This is a genomic window from Microbacterium sp. 18062, from assembly GCF_902706225.1.
Classification (GTDB): Bacteria; Actinomycetota; Actinomycetes; order Actinomycetales; family Microbacteriaceae; genus Microbacterium.
In genome coordinates this window covers 1-15,030 of sequence record NZ_CACSKB010000047.1, presented here as the reverse complement: position 1 = coordinate 15,030, position 15,030 = coordinate 1, and the positions used below count along the sequence as shown (strand labels likewise).

Sequence of the window (15,030 nt, the reverse complement as noted above, 5' to 3'; positions counted from 1 at the left end):
CCCGGGGGACCGGCCCGTGCGCCTCGCCCACAAACGCGTTGCGGCGCGTCGTGCTCCGCGTTGTGCGGCGGTCACAGGTCCGGCCGTGAAAAACCGCCCGCCCCTGGCGCTGCTCGGGAACGGCGGTACGCCCTCGCGGGTCGGTTGTGTCCCTCAGTCGTCGGATCGGTGGGGCGGGTGAGCCCTGGAGGGGCCGATGCGGCGCGGTTCTCGTCGGCGCTCCGACGACCGGGGGTCTGCAACCGTGCCACCGGGCGGGCGCTCCGACGACGGGCTGCCAGGGGCGCCGGCTCGAGCGGGCCGTGAAGGCCGCTCAGTCCGGGTAGGGCACGGGCCAGTGCGGCTCCGGCACCGGCCACCCGGCGTCCCGCAGCGCGCGGCGGGCGAGCTCCCGCGCGGAGTAGGGCGTGCGCTGCCCGCGGATGTCGCGGTAGTCCTGGTGGCCGGGACCCGCCCAGAGGATCGCGTCCCCCTCGCTGACGAGTGCGACCGCCTCCACGATCGCCCGCTCGGGCGGGGAGAGGACGCGGATGTCGGCGTCCGGACGCGCCCGCCGGGCACCGGCGAGAAGCGTCTCGCGGATCGAGGTCGGATCCTCGAACCGCGGGTGGTGGTCGGTGATCACGAGCACGTCGCTGCCGAGGACGGCCGTGCGGCCCATGTCGTGCCGCTTGGTGGCGTCGCGGTCTCCGTCGGCGCCGAAGAGCATCACGACGCGCCCCGGGGTCACTCGGCGGACGGCGGCGAGCGTCTTCTCGAACGCGTCGGGGGAGTGGCCGAAGTCGACGTAGACGGCGGGGCCGCGCTCGCCGGAGACCCGCTCGGTGCGCCCGGGCAGGTACGCCTCGATGCGGCGGCCGTCGAGCGCCGCGACGATGCGCTCCCACGCGTAGCCGGCCTCGAGCATCATCACGATCGCGAGCCCGGCGTTCGCGGCCATGTGCCGCCCGATGACCGGGACGATCGACTCCAGACGTCGGTCCTCGGGGCCCGTGAGCGCGAAGCGCGTGCCCTCGGGCCGCTCGTCGAGCACCTCGACGGTCCATTCGGCGGATGCGGCGAGCACCGGGTCCGCCGCGATGTCGGGTGCGCCGACCGTGGTGAACGGCACGTCGCACCGCTCGACCACCTCGGCGGCAGCCGCGGAGTCGAGCGAGATCACGGCGCGACGCGCGCGGTCGGGGCGGAAGAGGGGCAGCTTCGCCTCGAGGTACTCGCGCATGTCGGCGTAATCGTCGAGGTGGTCGTGCGAGAGGTTCGTGAAGGCGGCGACGTCGAACACGATTCCGTCGACCCTGTGGCGGCTGAGCGCCTGGGCGCTGACCTCGACTGCGACCGCCTCCACCCCGCGCTCGCGCATGAGGGCGAGGAGGGCGTGGAACTCGGACGCCTCCGGGGTGGTGAGCCGGGAGACGATGACCTGGCCGGCGATATGGCGCTCGGCCGTCGAGGAGAGCCCCGTCACGACGCCGAGCTGTCCCAGCATCCCCTCGAGGATGTGCGAGACGCTCGTCTTTCCGTTGGTGCCCGTGGTGCCGAACAGGATCGGGAGGTCGTCGTCCGGGCCCGTGCCGTAGACCCAGGCGGACAGCTCGCCCATCCGCGCGCGGGGAGCGTCGAGGACGAGCACGGGAACGCCGCCGCCGGCCGCCGCATCCGCGCCCGCCGCATCCGTGATGATCGCGACGGCGCCCTTCTCGGCCGCCGCGGCGGAGAACTCGGCGCCGTGTCGATTGCCCCCCTGCAGGGCGACGAAGGCCTCGCCGGGGCGGAGGTCCGCGGTGGCGAGCGTGATCCCGGACAGCGAGACGCCCTCCGCATCCCCCCGCACCTCGGCGCCGAAACGCGCCGCCAGATCGGCCAGGGATCGCGTCGCGGGCCGCTCCGGACGGAGCACGGGGGGCAGGTTCGAAGGGGGCGTCGACATCGGGCTCCATTCAACCAGACGGGAGCGCGCCTCCCGCGGCGGATGGTGCGGTGCGCGGTGCGGACCTATGCGCGCGGCGTCGCGTTCGGCTGGCTCAAAGAGACGGCGGCTACGGTGGGCGGGTGACGATCCTCGCCTTCGTGGTCGGCATCGTGGTGCTCGTCGTCGGGCTCGCGGTCTCGATCGCCCTCCACGAGTTGGGCCATCTGCTGCCGGCCAAGGCCTTCGGCGTCCGCGTCGGCCAGTACATGATCGGCTTCGGGCCGACGCTCTGGTCACGGCGCAGGGGAGAGACCGAGTACGGCGTCAAAGCGCTGCCGCTCGGCGGCTATATCTCGATGGCCGGCATGTACCCGCCCTCCCCGGGGGAGCTCGCGGCGGCCGACGAGTCGGAGGGCGACGCTGGAGGCACCACCCGCACGGCCGCGGCGACCCGGACCCGCCGCGTCTCGGCGCGCTTCTTCCAGACCATGGTGCAGGACGCGCGCGCGGTCAACGAGGAGACGATGGTCGGCGCCGATGAACGCGTCTTCTACCGGCTGCCGGTGTGGAAGCGCATCGTCATCATGCTCGGCGGACCGTTCATGAACCTGCTGTTCGCGATGGTGCTGTTCGCCGTCCTGTTCACCGGGATCGGCGTGCAGACCGCGACGTCCACCGTCGCCGCGCTCAGCGAGTGCGTGCCGGCGGCCGACGGCACCTCGTGTGCGAGCGGGACGACGCCCGCGGAGCGGGCCGGTATCGAGCCCGGCGACCGGATCGTCTCGATCGACGGGACGGCCGTCGACGACTTCGCCGGGGCGACCGCGCTGATCCAGGCAGCGCCCGGCGACGCGCTGCGCGTGGTGGTCGAGCGCGACGGTGCCGAGCGGACCCTGACCGTCACCCCGGTCGCGATCGAGGCGGCGGTGACCGACGCTGCGGGGCAACCCGTGACGGACGCCGACGGCACGGCGCTCACGCACGAGGTCGGCTTCGTCGGCATCCGCCCGACCTCCGAGTTCGTCCGCCAGCCGATCTGGGCGGGGCCCGCCGCCGCGTTCGAGCACGTCGGAACGGTGGCCGGGGTCATCGTGCAGCTTCCGGTCAAGGTCGCGGACACGGCGGTGACGCTGTTCACCGGCACCGAGCGCGACCCCAACGGCCCGCTCAGCGTGGTCGGGGCGAGCGTGCTCGCCGGCGAGGTCGCCGCATCCGACGCCCCCGTGCTGAACCGCGTCGCCGGGATCATGGGGCTCCTCGGCTCGTTGAACCTGGCGCTGTTCTGCTTCAACCTGATCCCGCTGCTGCCGCTCGACGGCGGTCACGTCGTGGTGGCGCTCTGGGACGGGCTCAGGCGCGCGTGGGCGCGGATGCTCCACCGGGCGCCGCCGAAGCCCGTCGACGCGACGCGGCTCGTGCCGGTCACCTTCGTGGTCGTGGCGATGCTGGGGGTCATGGGCGGCATCCTGATCCTCGCCGACCTGTTCAACCCGATCTCGCTGTTCTGACGGCGCGGGTCCGCGAGGAGTCAGGCCCTGACGGGGGTGAGCGCGTGCGCCACGAGGAGCTCGAGCGTGGTCATCCCGTCGCGCGACAGGATCGACTCGAGGTGTCCCTGCACCGACGCGAAGCCGGGCCCGCGGAGCGCATACACGTCGCCGGAGGCGGATGCGGCGACCTCCGCCGCGCCCACCCGGCGCGTGCCCGGCGCGACCCGCGCGGTGAACGTGTTGTAGAAGCCGATCGACGCCGGTCGTCCGAACAGGTCGACCTCGAGCTGCAGGCCCTGGTGCGGACGGCCGAGCGGCGCGAGGTCGATGCCCAGGCGATCGGCCAGGATCTGATGGCTGAGACACACCGCGAGCAGCGGGCGTCCGGACTCGAGCCGCCGGCCGACGACGTCGCGCATGCGGCGGATGCGGGGACCGTCGTCGTCTCGGGGATCGCCCGGGCCGGGGCCCGAGATCACGAGGTCTGCTGCATCGAGCCGGGCGTCGTCCGCATCCGCCCACGGCACGATCGCGACGTCGAGCCCGAGGTGGCGCAGCTGATGGGCGAGCATGGTCGTGAACCGGTCCTCGGCGTCGACGACCACGGCGGTGCGGCCGGCGAACGGCCCCTCCGCGTCCGCGCCCTGGGGGTTCAGCCAGAAGGCGGCCAGCCGGGCGTTGCGCGACACGAGCAGCTCGGCGATCGTGGGATCCTCGGCCAGCGGGCGCCGCTCGGCGACCGGGGCGTCGGGATCGGGGGCGGCGGCGACGAGAGGGGCCGCGTCGCGCGGCACGGCGCCGATCGCCCCCAGCACGCCGGCGGCCTTGCCGTGCGTCTCGCCGACTTCGCCGTCCGGGTCGGAGTGGCGCACGAGCGTCGCCCCCACCGGCACGCGCAGACGTCCGTCCTGCAGGTACGCGGTGCGGATGAGGATCGGGGCATCGAGATCGTGGGTCACGCCCTCCGTCGCCCCGTTCGGCGTGAACAGCGCCGCGACGCCTGAGTAGTAGCCGCGCGGGCTGACCTCGTGGCGGGCGATCACCGTGCAGGCGTTCTGCATGGGGGAGCCCGTGACGGTCGGTGCGAACATCGTCTCGCGCAGGATGTCGCGCGGGTCGAGCCGCGACACGCCGCGCAGCATGTACTCGGTGTGCGTCAGGCGCGACATCTCCTTCAGATGCGGGCCGGTGATGCGGCCGCCGTCGGAGCAGACCGCGCTCATCATCTTGAGCTCCTCGTCGACGACCATGAAGAGCTCCTCGGTCTCCTTGGTCGACTCGAGGAACGTGCTCAGCGTCTCGGCCGTCGCGCCGCCGGCCGGGTGACGGAAGGTGCCCGAGATGGGGTTCATCGTGACCACGCCGTCCTGAGCGCTCACGTGGGCCTCGGGGCTCGCCCCCACCGCGACGTGCCCGTCGGTGACGACGGCGAAGGTCCAGTACGCGCCGCGCTCGTGCTCGAGGAGGGCGCGGAACCACGTCAGGGCCGCCGTGCGCTCATCCGCGGACACAGATGCGGTGAAGTCGCGGCGGATGACGAAGTTCGCCCCTTCGCCACGACCGATCTCGTCGGCGATCACGGTGCGGACGATGTCGGCGTACTGGTCGTCGCTGAGGTCGAAGCCGGGGTCGCCCAGCGGGATCGGGGCGGTCGGCAGCGCGGCGAGGGCCTCGGCGCGCGGCACGCGCTCGTGCCGGTCGACGACGAGGCACCGCAGCGGCGCACCGTCGTCGTGGCAGACGAAGCCGCGCTCGCGCACCTGACGGTAAGGGACGAGGGCCAGGACCTCGCGTGTGGTGCCGTCGGCATCGACCAGGGGAATGTCGGCGAGCAGCTCGACGTCGACGACCTCGCCCGCGAGCACTTCCACCCAGGCGTCGTCACGGGCGATCAGTGCGAACGGACGAGCCTCGGAGGCCAGCGAGGAGAAGAGAGCCGCGGCGGTGCCGGTCATGATCGATCTTTCGTCGGGGGAGCGGCCGCCTCACGCAGAAGACCGCCCCCGGGGGCGGTCTGTGTCGCACGCGCACACCGCCTAGGCGATGGGCCACCAGGAGGCGATTGCGAGCATGCGCCGAAATTACCACACGGCTCCGCCCCCGGACCGCGTCCAGGTGCGGCGGCGTAGGCTGGGGCGCGTGCCAGCCGTGAACCTCGGGATGCCCCGCGTCCCCGAAACCCTCGCCCCGCGCCGCAAGAGCCGGCAGATCCGGGTCGGCAAGGTCCTCGTCGGCGGCGACGCCCCGGTGAGCGTCCAGTCGATGACCACGACCAAGACGACGGACATCAACGCGACGCTGCAGCAGATCGCGGAGCTCACCGCATCCGGCTGTGAGATCGTGCGCGTCGCGGTGCCCAGCCAGGACGACGCGGACGTCCTGCACATCATCGCGAAGAAGAGCCAGATCCCGGTCATCGCCGACATCCACTTCCAGCCGAAGTACGTCTTCCAGGCGATCGACGCGGGGTGCGCCGCGGTGCGCGTGAACCCGGGCAACATCCGTCAGTTCGACGACAAGGTCGGCGAGATCGCGAAGGCGGCGAAGGACGCCGGCGTCTCGCTCCGCATCGGTGTCAACGCGGGCTCCCTCGACAAGCGGCTGCTCGAGAAGTACGGCAGGGCGACGCCCGAGGCGCTGATGGAGAGCGCGGTCTGGGAGGCATCGCTCTTCGAGGAGCACGACTTCCACGACTTCAAGATCTCGGTCAAGCACAACGACCCCGTCGTGATGGTCAAGGCATACCGTCTGCTCGCCGAGCGGGGCGACTGGCCGCTGCACCTCGGCGTCACCGAGGCGGGGCCCGCCTTCCAGGGCACGATCAAGTCGGCGACGGCCTTCGGCATCCTGCTGTCCGAGGGGATCGGCGACACGATCCGCGTCTCGCTGTCCGCGCCGCCGGCCGAGGAGGTCAAGGTCGGGCACCAGATCCTGCAGTCGCTGAACCTGCGCGAGCGCACCCTCGAGATCGTGTCGTGCCCCTCGTGCGGGCGCGCACAGGTGGACGTCTACTCCCTCGCCGACAACGTCACCGAGGGGCTCAAGGACATGACCGTCCCGCTGCGCGTCGCGGTCATGGGCTGCGTCGTGAACGGGCCGGGAGAGGCGCGCGACGCGGACCTCGGGGTCGCGAGCGGCAACGGCAAGGGGCAGATCTTCGTGAAGGGCGAGGTCGTGAGGACCGTTCCCGAGGCCGAGATCGTCGAGACGCTGATCGCCGAGGCGAACCGCATCGCCGCAGAGATGGGCCCCGACGCCGCGCTCGGCACCGCGCAGGTCGTCACCGTCTGAGCTCGGGCTCCGCGAGCGCAGGAGACATCCGGAGCACAGGACGTTCGGTGCGGGATCGTCCTGTGGGGAGGATTTCTCCTGCTGCGGGGAACGCCGTTCGGCTCAGTCCCAGAGCGAGTGGTACGCGTTTATCGCGGGCTGGCCGCCGAGGTGCGCGTAGAGCACGGTCGAGCCGCGGGGGATGTCGCCGTCCTGGACGAGGTCGATGAGGCCGGCGAGCGACTTGCCCTCGTACACGGGGTCGGTGATCATCGCCTCGAGCTGCGCGCCGAGCGCCATCGCCGCCATCGTGGAGTCGACGGGGATGCCGTAGAGCTCGCCCGCCCAGCCCTCGAGCACCTGGATCTCGTCGTCGCGGAGGTCACGGTCGAGCTCGATCAGCTCCGCGGTGTTGCGGGCGATCCGCGCCACCTGGTCGGTCGTCTTGGCGAGCGTGGCGGATGCATCGATGCCGATGACGCGGCGGCGAACGCCGGTGAGGTCCTCGAGGGCGGCGAAGCCCGCGATCATGCCGGCGTGGGTCGACCCGGTGACGGTGCAGACGACGATCGTGTCGAAGAACACGCCGAGCTGCCTCTCCTGCTCGGCGACCTCGAACGCCCAGTTGGCGAATCCGAGTCCGCCGAGGGGATGCTCGGACGCTCCCGCGGGGATGGCGTAGGGCGTGCCACCGGATGCCTCGACCTCGGCGAGGGCGTTCTTCCACGAGTCGCGGATGCCGATGTCGAAGCCCGCGTCGTCGAGGCGCGAGTCGGCGCCCATCATGCGCGAGAGCAGGATGTTGCCGACCTTGTCGTTCACCGGGTCGTCCCACGGGACCCACTTCTCCTGGACGAGGCGGCTCTTCAGCCCGAGGTGGGCGGCGACCGCGGCGACCTGACGGGTGTGGTTCGACTGGTAGCCGCCGATCGACACGAGGGTGTCGGCGCCGGAGGCGAGCACGTCGGGCACGATGTACTCGAGCTTGCGCACCTTGTTGCCGCCGTAGGCGAGCCCGCTCGAGACGTCTTCGCGCTTGGCCCAGACCTGCGCGCCGCCCAGGTGCGCGGTCAGGCGCTTCAGGTGCTGGAGCGGGCTCGGCCCGAAGGTGAGCGGGTGGCGGGGGAACTGGTCGAGCTTCATGGGGTGTGCTCCTCGTCTGGGCGATCGTCGGGCCGGGGGCTCTCGTGCGCGTCCTCGACGATGAGGCTCTGCCAGGTCTGCTCCGCGAGCGCGGCGGCCGCGGCGGCGTCGCGGCGGGCGCACAACTCGACCAGGCGCGCGTGCCGCGCCACCGAGTCGCGGCCCTCGGCCGAGCCGAAGCGCAGGCGTTCGGCCCGCTGCAGCACGGGCTCGTACTGGTCGAGGACGGCGCGCACGGCGGCGTTGCCGCATCCGTCGACGGCGATCGCGTGGAAGGCGCGGTCCGCCTCCAGCGCCGCCTCGACGTCGCCGCGCTCCTGCGCCGCGGCGAAGGCGGCGCCCGCGGCGCGCATCCGCTCGATGTCGTCGTCCGTGAGGACGGGCACCGCGCCCTCGACCGCGAGGCGGTGCATGGCCGCGACGACGGCCTGCGCATCACGCACGCCGCGGATGTCGAGCGGGGCGACGACCGTCGCGCGCCCGGGCAGGGTGCGGACGAGCCCGGAACGCCCCAGCTCGAGCAGCGCCTCGCGCACGGGCGTGCGACTGACGCCGAGCCACGCGGCGATGTCGGTGTCGCGCAGCTGCTCGTCGGGTGCGAGCGTTCCGTCCACGATCGCGTCGCGCAGCCGAGCGAACACCTCGTCCCGCAGGAGCGGACGCGGGGGGAGGTGTTCGGTGGGTACCGGCATGCAATATATTGCACACGCTCCCGTGTGCAGAGTCAAGCCGGCGATGGTGGTGATCAGCACCCTCAGTCGTCGGACCGCTGGTGCAGAAGCCGACGGATGGGGCTGCTGAGGCGGCGATCAGCCCGTAGATCCGACGACTGGTGACGCGGCGTCGCGCGAAGGCGATGCCGGCCGAGCGCCCGTGCGCCACTGGCATATCGAGAGCAGAGGGGAGAACGCGAAGAGCGTGAACCTGAAGAGCGTGAACCTTTCGGCGGATGCAGGACACTACAGCTGAACGCCGCGCTGGGCTGACCGTCTCCCCGCCACGCGCCTAGACTTGTCCCTCGTGGTCACCCGTCTGTCGCACTTCTTCCTCCGCACCCTCCGCGAGGACCCGGCTGATGCCGAGGTCACGAGCCACCGCCTGCTCGTGCGGGCGGGCTACATCCGGCGCCAGGCGCCGGGCGTGTTCGCGTGGCTCCCGCTGGGGCTGCGGGTCAAGGCGAGGATCGAGCAGGTCGTCCGCGAGGAGATGGCGGACGCGGGCGCCTACGAGGTGCACTTCCCGGCGCTGCTGCCCCGCGAGCCCTACGAGACGACGGGCCGGTGGGAGGAGTACGGCGACGCGCTCTTCCGGCTGCAGGACCGCAAGGGTGCCGACTACCTGCTCGCGCCCACCCACGAGGAGGTCTTCACCCTCCTGGTGAAGGACCTCTATTCCTCGTACAAGGACCTGCCGCTGACGATCTACCAGATCCAGGACAAGTACCGTGACGAGGCCCGCCCGCGCGCCGGGCTCCTGCGCGGTCGCGAGTTCACGATGAAGGACGCATACTCGTTCGACGCGAGCGACGCCGGCCTCGACCGGAGCTACCAGGCCCAGCGCGACGCCTACGAGCGCATCTTCCAGCGCCTCGGCCTCGAGTACGTCATCGTGCAGGCGGATGCGGGCGCCATGGGCGGATCGCGTTCCGAGGAGTTCCTGCACCCGACGCCGGTCGGCGAGGACACCTTCGTGCGCTCCGAGGGCGGGTACGCCGCGAACGTCGAGGCGTTCACGACCGTCGCGCCCGAGCCGGTGCCGTTCGACGGCCTGCCCGAGCCCATCGTCTTCGACTCGCCGGACACCCCCACGATCGCGACCCTCGTCGCGCACAGCAACGAGGTGCTCGAGGGCGAGTACACCGCCGCGCACACGCTGAAGAACGTCGTGCTCGCCCTCACCCATCTCGACGGCACGCGCGAGCTCGTGGTCGTCGGCCTCCCCGGCGACCGTGACGTCGACGACAAGCGCGTCGAGGTCGCCTTCGCCCCCGCCGCGGTGGAGCCGGCGACGGCGGAGGACTTCGCGGCCCACCCGCTGCTGGTCAAGGGATACATCGGCCCCTGGTCGCCCACGGGCGCCGTGCTCGGCGAGGAGTCGGCCACCGGCATCCGCTACGTCCTCGACCCCCGCGTGGTCGACGGCACGAGCTGGATCACCGGAGCCAACATCGACCAGAAGCACGTCCACTCGCTCGTGGCCGGCCGCGACTTCACCGCGGACGGGTTCGTCGAGGTCGCGAGTGTGCGCGCCGGCGACCCGGCGCCCGACGGCTCGGGGCCGGTGGACCTCGCGCGCGGCATGGAGATCGGACACGTCTTCCAGCTCGGGCGCAAGTACGCCGACGCGCTCGGGCTCAAGGTGCTCGACGAGAACGGCAAGCTCGTCACCGTCACCATGGGGTCGTACGGGATCGGGATCACCCGCATCCTGGCGATCATCGCCGAGCTGAACAACGACGAGAAGGGTCTGGTCTGGCCGGCGTCGGTGGCGCCGTTCGACGTGCACGTCGTGGCCGCCGGCCGCGATGCCGTCGCCTTCGAGGTCGCCGCGTCGCTGAGCGCCGATCTCGAGGCGGCCGGGCTCGACGTGCTCTACGACGACCGCCCCAAGGTGTCGCCCGGCGTGAAGTTCGGCGACGCCGAGCTCGTCGGCGTCCCGCGCATCGCGATCGTCGGGCGTGGCGCGGCCGAGGGCCAGGTCGAGCTGTGGGACCGCCGCACGGGGGAGCGGGAGACGCTTTCCGTCGCGGAGGTCCTCACCCGCCTCGCACCCTGATCCGCGGCGCGCGTCCGCTTCCGCGCCCGACGGCGGATGCGGACGCCGTCACAGCCGCGCGTAGCGTGCGCGGAACCCGCAGAAGACGCCGTACGCGATGAATCCCGCGCCGACCGCGCCGACGAGCCACGACCCGAGCGGGAGGAGCAGCAGCGCACTGATCGCGCCGTCGAGCCCGCCCGCCCGATCGGGCTCCACGCGCACGGCGGCGACCGTCACGAGCACGCCGACCGTGAGCAGCGCCACACCCTTAGCGACGAAACCCACGACGCCGAGCGTGGTGATGGCGGACCCCGCGGGACCCGACGGGATGGTCATCTTCGCGCGGAAGCTGCGACGCACCCCCATGACCGCGAACACGATGCCGGCGATCCCGATGCCGAGGCCCACCGCTCCCAGCAGGAACGGACCGCCCGGAACGGCGAGGACACCTCGGCTGGCCGACTGGGCGGCGTCGTCCGCGTCGGGCTTCGCGCCGAGGGCGACGGCGCCGGAGAGCACGGCGAGCGCGACGAAGACGACCGCCTGACCGCCCTCGGACATTCGCAGTCCCCACTTCTTCGCCCCGTCCTCTCCGCGGGCGAGCACCGCCGCCGCGGCATGCCAGACGCCGAGGGCGGCCAGCGCGATCGCGAGCGCCCACAGGGCGACGAACCCGGCCGGCGCGCTGCCGATCGCCTTGAACGCGCCGGACTGGTCGCTCTCGCCCTCCGCACCCCACACGATGGCCAGGACGATGGCCCCGATGAGCATGTGCACGATGCCGTTGGCGGCGTATCCCGAACGGGCGAGCACACGGAACACCGGGCTCTTCTCCGTAGCGCGCGCCGCGTCCTTCGCCACCGTCATCCCTGGACTGTACGGCTCGGCGGCGGCATCCGCGCAAGGGTCGACGGCGTGAACGGAGCGCGGGCCCGCACTGCCTAGAATGTGCGGATGCCCGAGACCGCGAGCCGCCCGCGCCGCCTGCCGCGGTGGAGCGCGCTCCCGGGGCTGCTGGATGCGGCTCCGCCGCGTCTGATGGTGCTTCTGGGCGGCGGCATCGTCGTGCTGGGCCTGTTGATCGTCATCCGACCGCTCGCCTCGCTCGTGCTGCTCGGCGTCTACGTCGGCATCAGCGCCATCGTCTCCGGCGTGCTGGAGGTGGCGTCGCGTCACCGGGCACCCACCTGGTGGAGCCGCGTGCTCGCGCTCGCCTGGGTCGCCGGGGGACTGGTGATCCTGATCTGGCTCGGGCGCAGCATCGAGCTGCTGCCGAGCGCGCTCGCGGTGCTGCTCATCGTCGCCGGCCTCGCCTCGATCGGCGACGCGATCGGCGGGGGAGTCACGAGCGTCCGCGTGCTCGCCGCGGCGTGGGGCGGCTTCCAGATCGCGTTCGGCATCCTCTCGCTGACCTGGCCCGACGTCACCCTCCTGGTCGTCGCCGTGGTCTTCGGTGTACGCACGATCGTCTTCGGCGCGACCCTGCTCGGTCGCGGCGTGCGCCGGATCGTGGCGGCACGGCGCCCGACCGTGGCCGTCGCGTCGCCCGCCTCGAGATCGCGGCGTGCGACGTTCTGGGCCGCCGCCGGGCGCTACGCCCTGTCGCTCGTCCTGGTGGTCGGCGCGGTCGGGGGATTCGGGCTCGACGACTGGCTCAGCGACGGCGCCCCCGTGATCGACGGATTCTACGACCCGCCGGATGAGGTCCCCGCGGGGCATGGCCGACTCATCCGCACGGGCGAATACCTCGGCCGCGAGCCCGACCGCGGCAGCGTCAGCCGCATCCTGTACACGACCCGCGACGCGCTCGGCTCGGCCGCGGTCGCGAGCGCGATGGTGATCGTCCCCGACGATCCGCCGCCGGGCCCCCGCCCGGTGCTGGTCTGGAACCACGGCACGACCGGCGTCGCCCGCGGCTGCGCCCCGAGCCTTGCGGACGGCACCGCGACCAAGTGGGCGATACCCGACCTCGAGCGCATGCTCGCGCGCGGCTGGGTGGTGGTCGCACCCGACTACAGCGGGCAGGGCGCGCCGGGCGACTTCCCATACCTGATCGGCAAGGGCGAGGCGCGCTCGGCACTGGACTCGGTGCTGGCCGCGGGCGAGATCGACGACCTCGTGCTCTCGCCCGAGACGGTGGTCTGGGGACACTCGCAGGGCGGGCACGCGGCCCTGTGGACGACGCAGATCGCTGCGGACTACACCCCGGGTCTCGACATCCTCGGCACCGCCGTCCTCGCCCCGGCGGCGGACCCGCTGGAGCTCGCGCGCGAACTCACCTCGGGTCAGGCCGGCGCGATGCTCACAGTGCTCGTCTCGTGGGTGCTCGTTCCGTATGCGGACACCTATGCCGACGTCGAGCTGAACGACTATGTCGCCACCGGCGCGCGCTCGATCGTGCGGGAGATGACGCAGCGCTGTCTCAGCGAGCCCGGTGTCATGGTCTCGGCCCTCACGGCGCTGGGCCTCAGCGAGGACAGCCCCTTCGACACCGGCAACCTGACCAGCGGTGCGCTGGGGCGGCGGCTCGCCGAGAACGTGCCGACGGGGCCGTGGGAGACGCCGATCTTCGTCTCGTGGGGGACCCGCGACGAGGTGATCCCGCCGGCGGCGCAGCGTTCTCTGGTCGAGACGCTCTGCGCGCAGGGGGAGCAGGTGCGTGCCGTCCCGGTGACCGGGCGCGGGCATCAGGACATCCTCCAGCCGCGCTCCGCGATGCTCCCCGATCTCGTGCGCTGGACCAACACGCTGCTGTTCGCGGACGTGCCGCCCGCGTCGGTGCTGGACGATTGCGAGGGGTGATCCCCGCACCGGGGTCGGGACGGCCCGGATCGGGTAACGTAGACGGGATGCGGACGCTCAGCGCGCCGCGAAGAGCTGAATAGGTAGGTCATCGTGGATATCGATCTCGGACTGCTGCGAACCGTCGAACGCGAGAGGGAGATCCCCTTCGAGGAACTCGTCGCCATCATCGAGCAGGCGATCCTGACCGCCTACGCGAAGCACACCTCGCCCGACGGCGAGCTGCCGCCCGGCGCCCGGGCGCAACTGGACCGCAAGACCGGTCACGTGGCCGTCTTCGTGCCTCTCCTCGACGAGGAGGGCGCCGTCATCGGCGAAGAGGAGAGCGCTCCCGACGACTTCGGCCGCATCGCCGCGTTCGCCGCGAAGCAGGTCATCAACCAGCGTCTGCGCGACATCGCTGACGATGCCGTCCTGGGCGAGTTCCGCGGCAAGGAGGGCGACATCGTCGCCGGCATCATCCAGCAGGGCCCCAACCCCCGCATGGTGCATGTCGACCTCGGCTCGGTCGAGGCCATCCTCCCGCCCGAGGAGCAGGTGCCCGGCGAGGAGTACAAGCACGGGTCCCGCATCCGGGTGTACGTCACCTCGGTGTCGAAGGGCACCAAGGGCCCGGCGATCACCGTGTCGCGCACGCACCCGGGTCTGGTGCGCAAGCTCTTCGCCCTCGAGGTCCCCGAGATCGCCTCCGGGGTGGTCGAGATCGTGTCGCTCGCCCGCGAGGCGGGCCACCGATCGAAGATGGCGGTGCGCACCGACGACTCGTCGATCAACGCCAAGGGCGCCTGCATCGGGGAGCTCGGACGCCGCGTGCGTGCCGTGACGGAGGAGCTCGGCGGGGAGAAGATCGACATCGTCGACTACAACCCCGAGCTCGCCGCCTTCGTCGCCAACGCCCTCTCGCCCGCGAAGGTGAGCTCGTCGTTCGTGCTCGACGCGTCGACCAAGGCCGTCCGCGCACTGGTGCCCGACTACCAGCTGTCGCTGGCCATCGGCAAGGAAGGCCAGAACGCGCGACTCGCTGCGAAGCTGACCGGCGCGAAGATCGACATCCAGCCCGACAGCATCCTCGAGGGCTGAGCCGCTGCCGCTCGGCGACCGGTGTAAGATGGACCCCGTACGAACGTGCGTCGGATGCCGCACGCGTGCTCCCCGAGACGACCTCCTCCGAGTGGTCGCGGTCGAATCCAGGCTCGTCCCCGACGAGCGGGCGTCGATGCCGGGGAGAGGCGCGTGGGTGCACGAGACGCCCGAGTGCATGGGCGCCGCCATCCGGCGACGTGCCTTCGTACGGGCATTGCGTGTGTCGGGTCCCCTCGACACGCAGACCATCGAGAAACGGCTGAACGGCTATGGACACAAAGTGAACGGCTCGAAATGAGACCCGTCCGCAAGTAACGGTCTGCCCTGTCCTGGGTGGGCCCCAGACAGGAGAATTGTGGCAAAACCACGCGTGCACGAGATCGCTTCCGAGCTCGGCGTCGACAGCAAGGTCGCCCTCGCGAAGCTGAAGGAGCTCGGCGAGTTCGTCAAGAGCCCTTCGTCGACCATCGAGCCCCCGGTGGCTCGTAAGCTCCGCGCCGCCCTCGAGGCGGAGGGAGCATCCACCGGTGGCGCGGCCCCCGCCGCGGCGTCCCCGGCCCCGAGGCCGTCCACCGG

The 15,030-nt window shown here is 72.0% G+C and carries 12 protein-coding genes; 7 read left to right on the top strand and 5 right to left on the bottom strand.

Annotated features, from left to right (window positions below; genetic code table 11):
* Positions 1–313: 313 nt before the first annotated feature.
* Positions 314–1,927, bottom strand: coding sequence for a Mur ligase family protein (locus tag GVL03_RS15130; RefSeq protein WP_200847192.1), 1,614 nt, complete (start codon positions 1,925–1,927; stop codon positions 314–316).
* A gap of 122 nt (positions 1,928–2,049) precedes the next feature.
* On the opposite strand from GVL03_RS15130, the gene GVL03_RS15125 reads away from it, so the two are divergent.
* Complete coding sequence (locus GVL03_RS15125; protein ID WP_159501839.1) at positions 2,050–3,417, top strand: RIP metalloprotease; 1,368 nt, start codon at positions 2,050–2,052, stop codon at positions 3,415–3,417.
* 20 nt (positions 3,418–3,437) lie between these two features.
* Here the strand turns inward: GVL03_RS15125 and GVL03_RS15120 are convergent, their stop codons facing one another.
* On the bottom strand, positions 3,438–5,354 hold the full coding sequence (locus GVL03_RS15120) for a chorismate-binding protein (protein WP_159501838.1): 1,917 nt from the start codon (positions 5,352–5,354) through the stop codon (positions 3,438–3,440).
* A 205-nt stretch (positions 5,355–5,559) separates the two neighbouring features.
* Between GVL03_RS15120 and ispG the strand changes: the two genes are divergently transcribed.
* Positions 5,560–6,690: a flavodoxin-dependent (E)-4-hydroxy-3-methylbut-2-enyl-diphosphate synthase gene (gene ispG / locus GVL03_RS15115; protein WP_159501850.1), complete on the top strand. Its 1,131-nt coding sequence runs from the start codon at positions 5,560–5,562 to the stop codon at positions 6,688–6,690.
* 102 nt (positions 6,691–6,792) lie between these two features.
* Here ispG and GVL03_RS15110 read toward each other — a convergent pair whose 3' ends face one another.
* Together GVL03_RS15110 and GVL03_RS15105 are read right to left on the bottom strand one after the other, a co-directional pair.
* Positions 6,793–7,812 (bottom strand): 1-aminocyclopropane-1-carboxylate deaminase, encoded by a 1,020-nt coding sequence (locus GVL03_RS15110; RefSeq protein WP_159501837.1) that lies wholly within the window; start codon positions 7,810–7,812, stop codon positions 6,793–6,795.
* On the bottom strand, positions 7,809–8,504 hold the full coding sequence (locus GVL03_RS15105; RefSeq protein WP_159501836.1) for a GntR family transcriptional regulator: 696 nt from the start codon (positions 8,502–8,504) through the stop codon (positions 7,809–7,811). The genes GVL03_RS15110 and GVL03_RS15105 overlap by 4 nt, the downstream gene beginning before the upstream one ends.
* A gap of 328 nt (positions 8,505–8,832) precedes the next feature.
* Here GVL03_RS15105 and GVL03_RS15100 point away from each other — a divergent pair, with 328 nt between their 5' ends.
* The gene (locus GVL03_RS15100) at positions 8,833–10,587 is read left to right on the top strand and encodes a proline--tRNA ligase (protein ID WP_159501835.1); all 1,755 of its coding nucleotides are present in this window, start codon (positions 8,833–8,835) and stop codon (positions 10,585–10,587) included.
* A gap of 48 nt (positions 10,588–10,635) precedes the next feature.
* On the opposite strand, the gene GVL03_RS15095 is transcribed toward GVL03_RS15100, so the two are convergent.
* Complete coding sequence (locus tag GVL03_RS15095) at positions 10,636–11,436, bottom strand: DUF1206 domain-containing protein (RefSeq protein WP_159501834.1); 801 nt, start codon at positions 11,434–11,436, stop codon at positions 10,636–10,638.
* A gap of 87 nt (positions 11,437–11,523) precedes the next feature.
* On the opposite strand from GVL03_RS15095, the gene GVL03_RS15090 reads away from it, so the two are divergent.
* The 4 genes from GVL03_RS15090 to GVL03_RS15075 form a co-directional block, all read left to right on the top strand.
* Entirely contained in the window at positions 11,524–13,371 is a 1,848-nt protein-coding gene (locus GVL03_RS15090) for a lipase family protein (RefSeq protein ID WP_159501833.1), read from the top strand.
* A gap of 93 nt (positions 13,372–13,464) precedes the next feature.
* Positions 13,465–14,451: a transcription termination factor NusA gene (nusA, locus tag GVL03_RS15085; protein ID WP_159501832.1), complete on the top strand. Its 987-nt coding sequence runs from the start codon at positions 13,465–13,467 to the stop codon at positions 14,449–14,451.
* Positions 14,452–14,479: 28 nt separating this feature from the next.
* Positions 14,480–14,752, top strand: a complete 273-nt coding sequence (locus GVL03_RS15080) for a YlxR family protein (protein WP_159501831.1) — start codon at positions 14,480–14,482, stop codon at positions 14,750–14,752.
* A 57-nt stretch (positions 14,753–14,809) separates the two neighbouring features.
* A partial coding sequence (locus tag GVL03_RS15075; RefSeq protein WP_200847191.1) for a translation initiation factor IF-2 N-terminal domain-containing protein occupies positions 14,810–15,030 on the top strand: 221 nt, incomplete at its 3' end.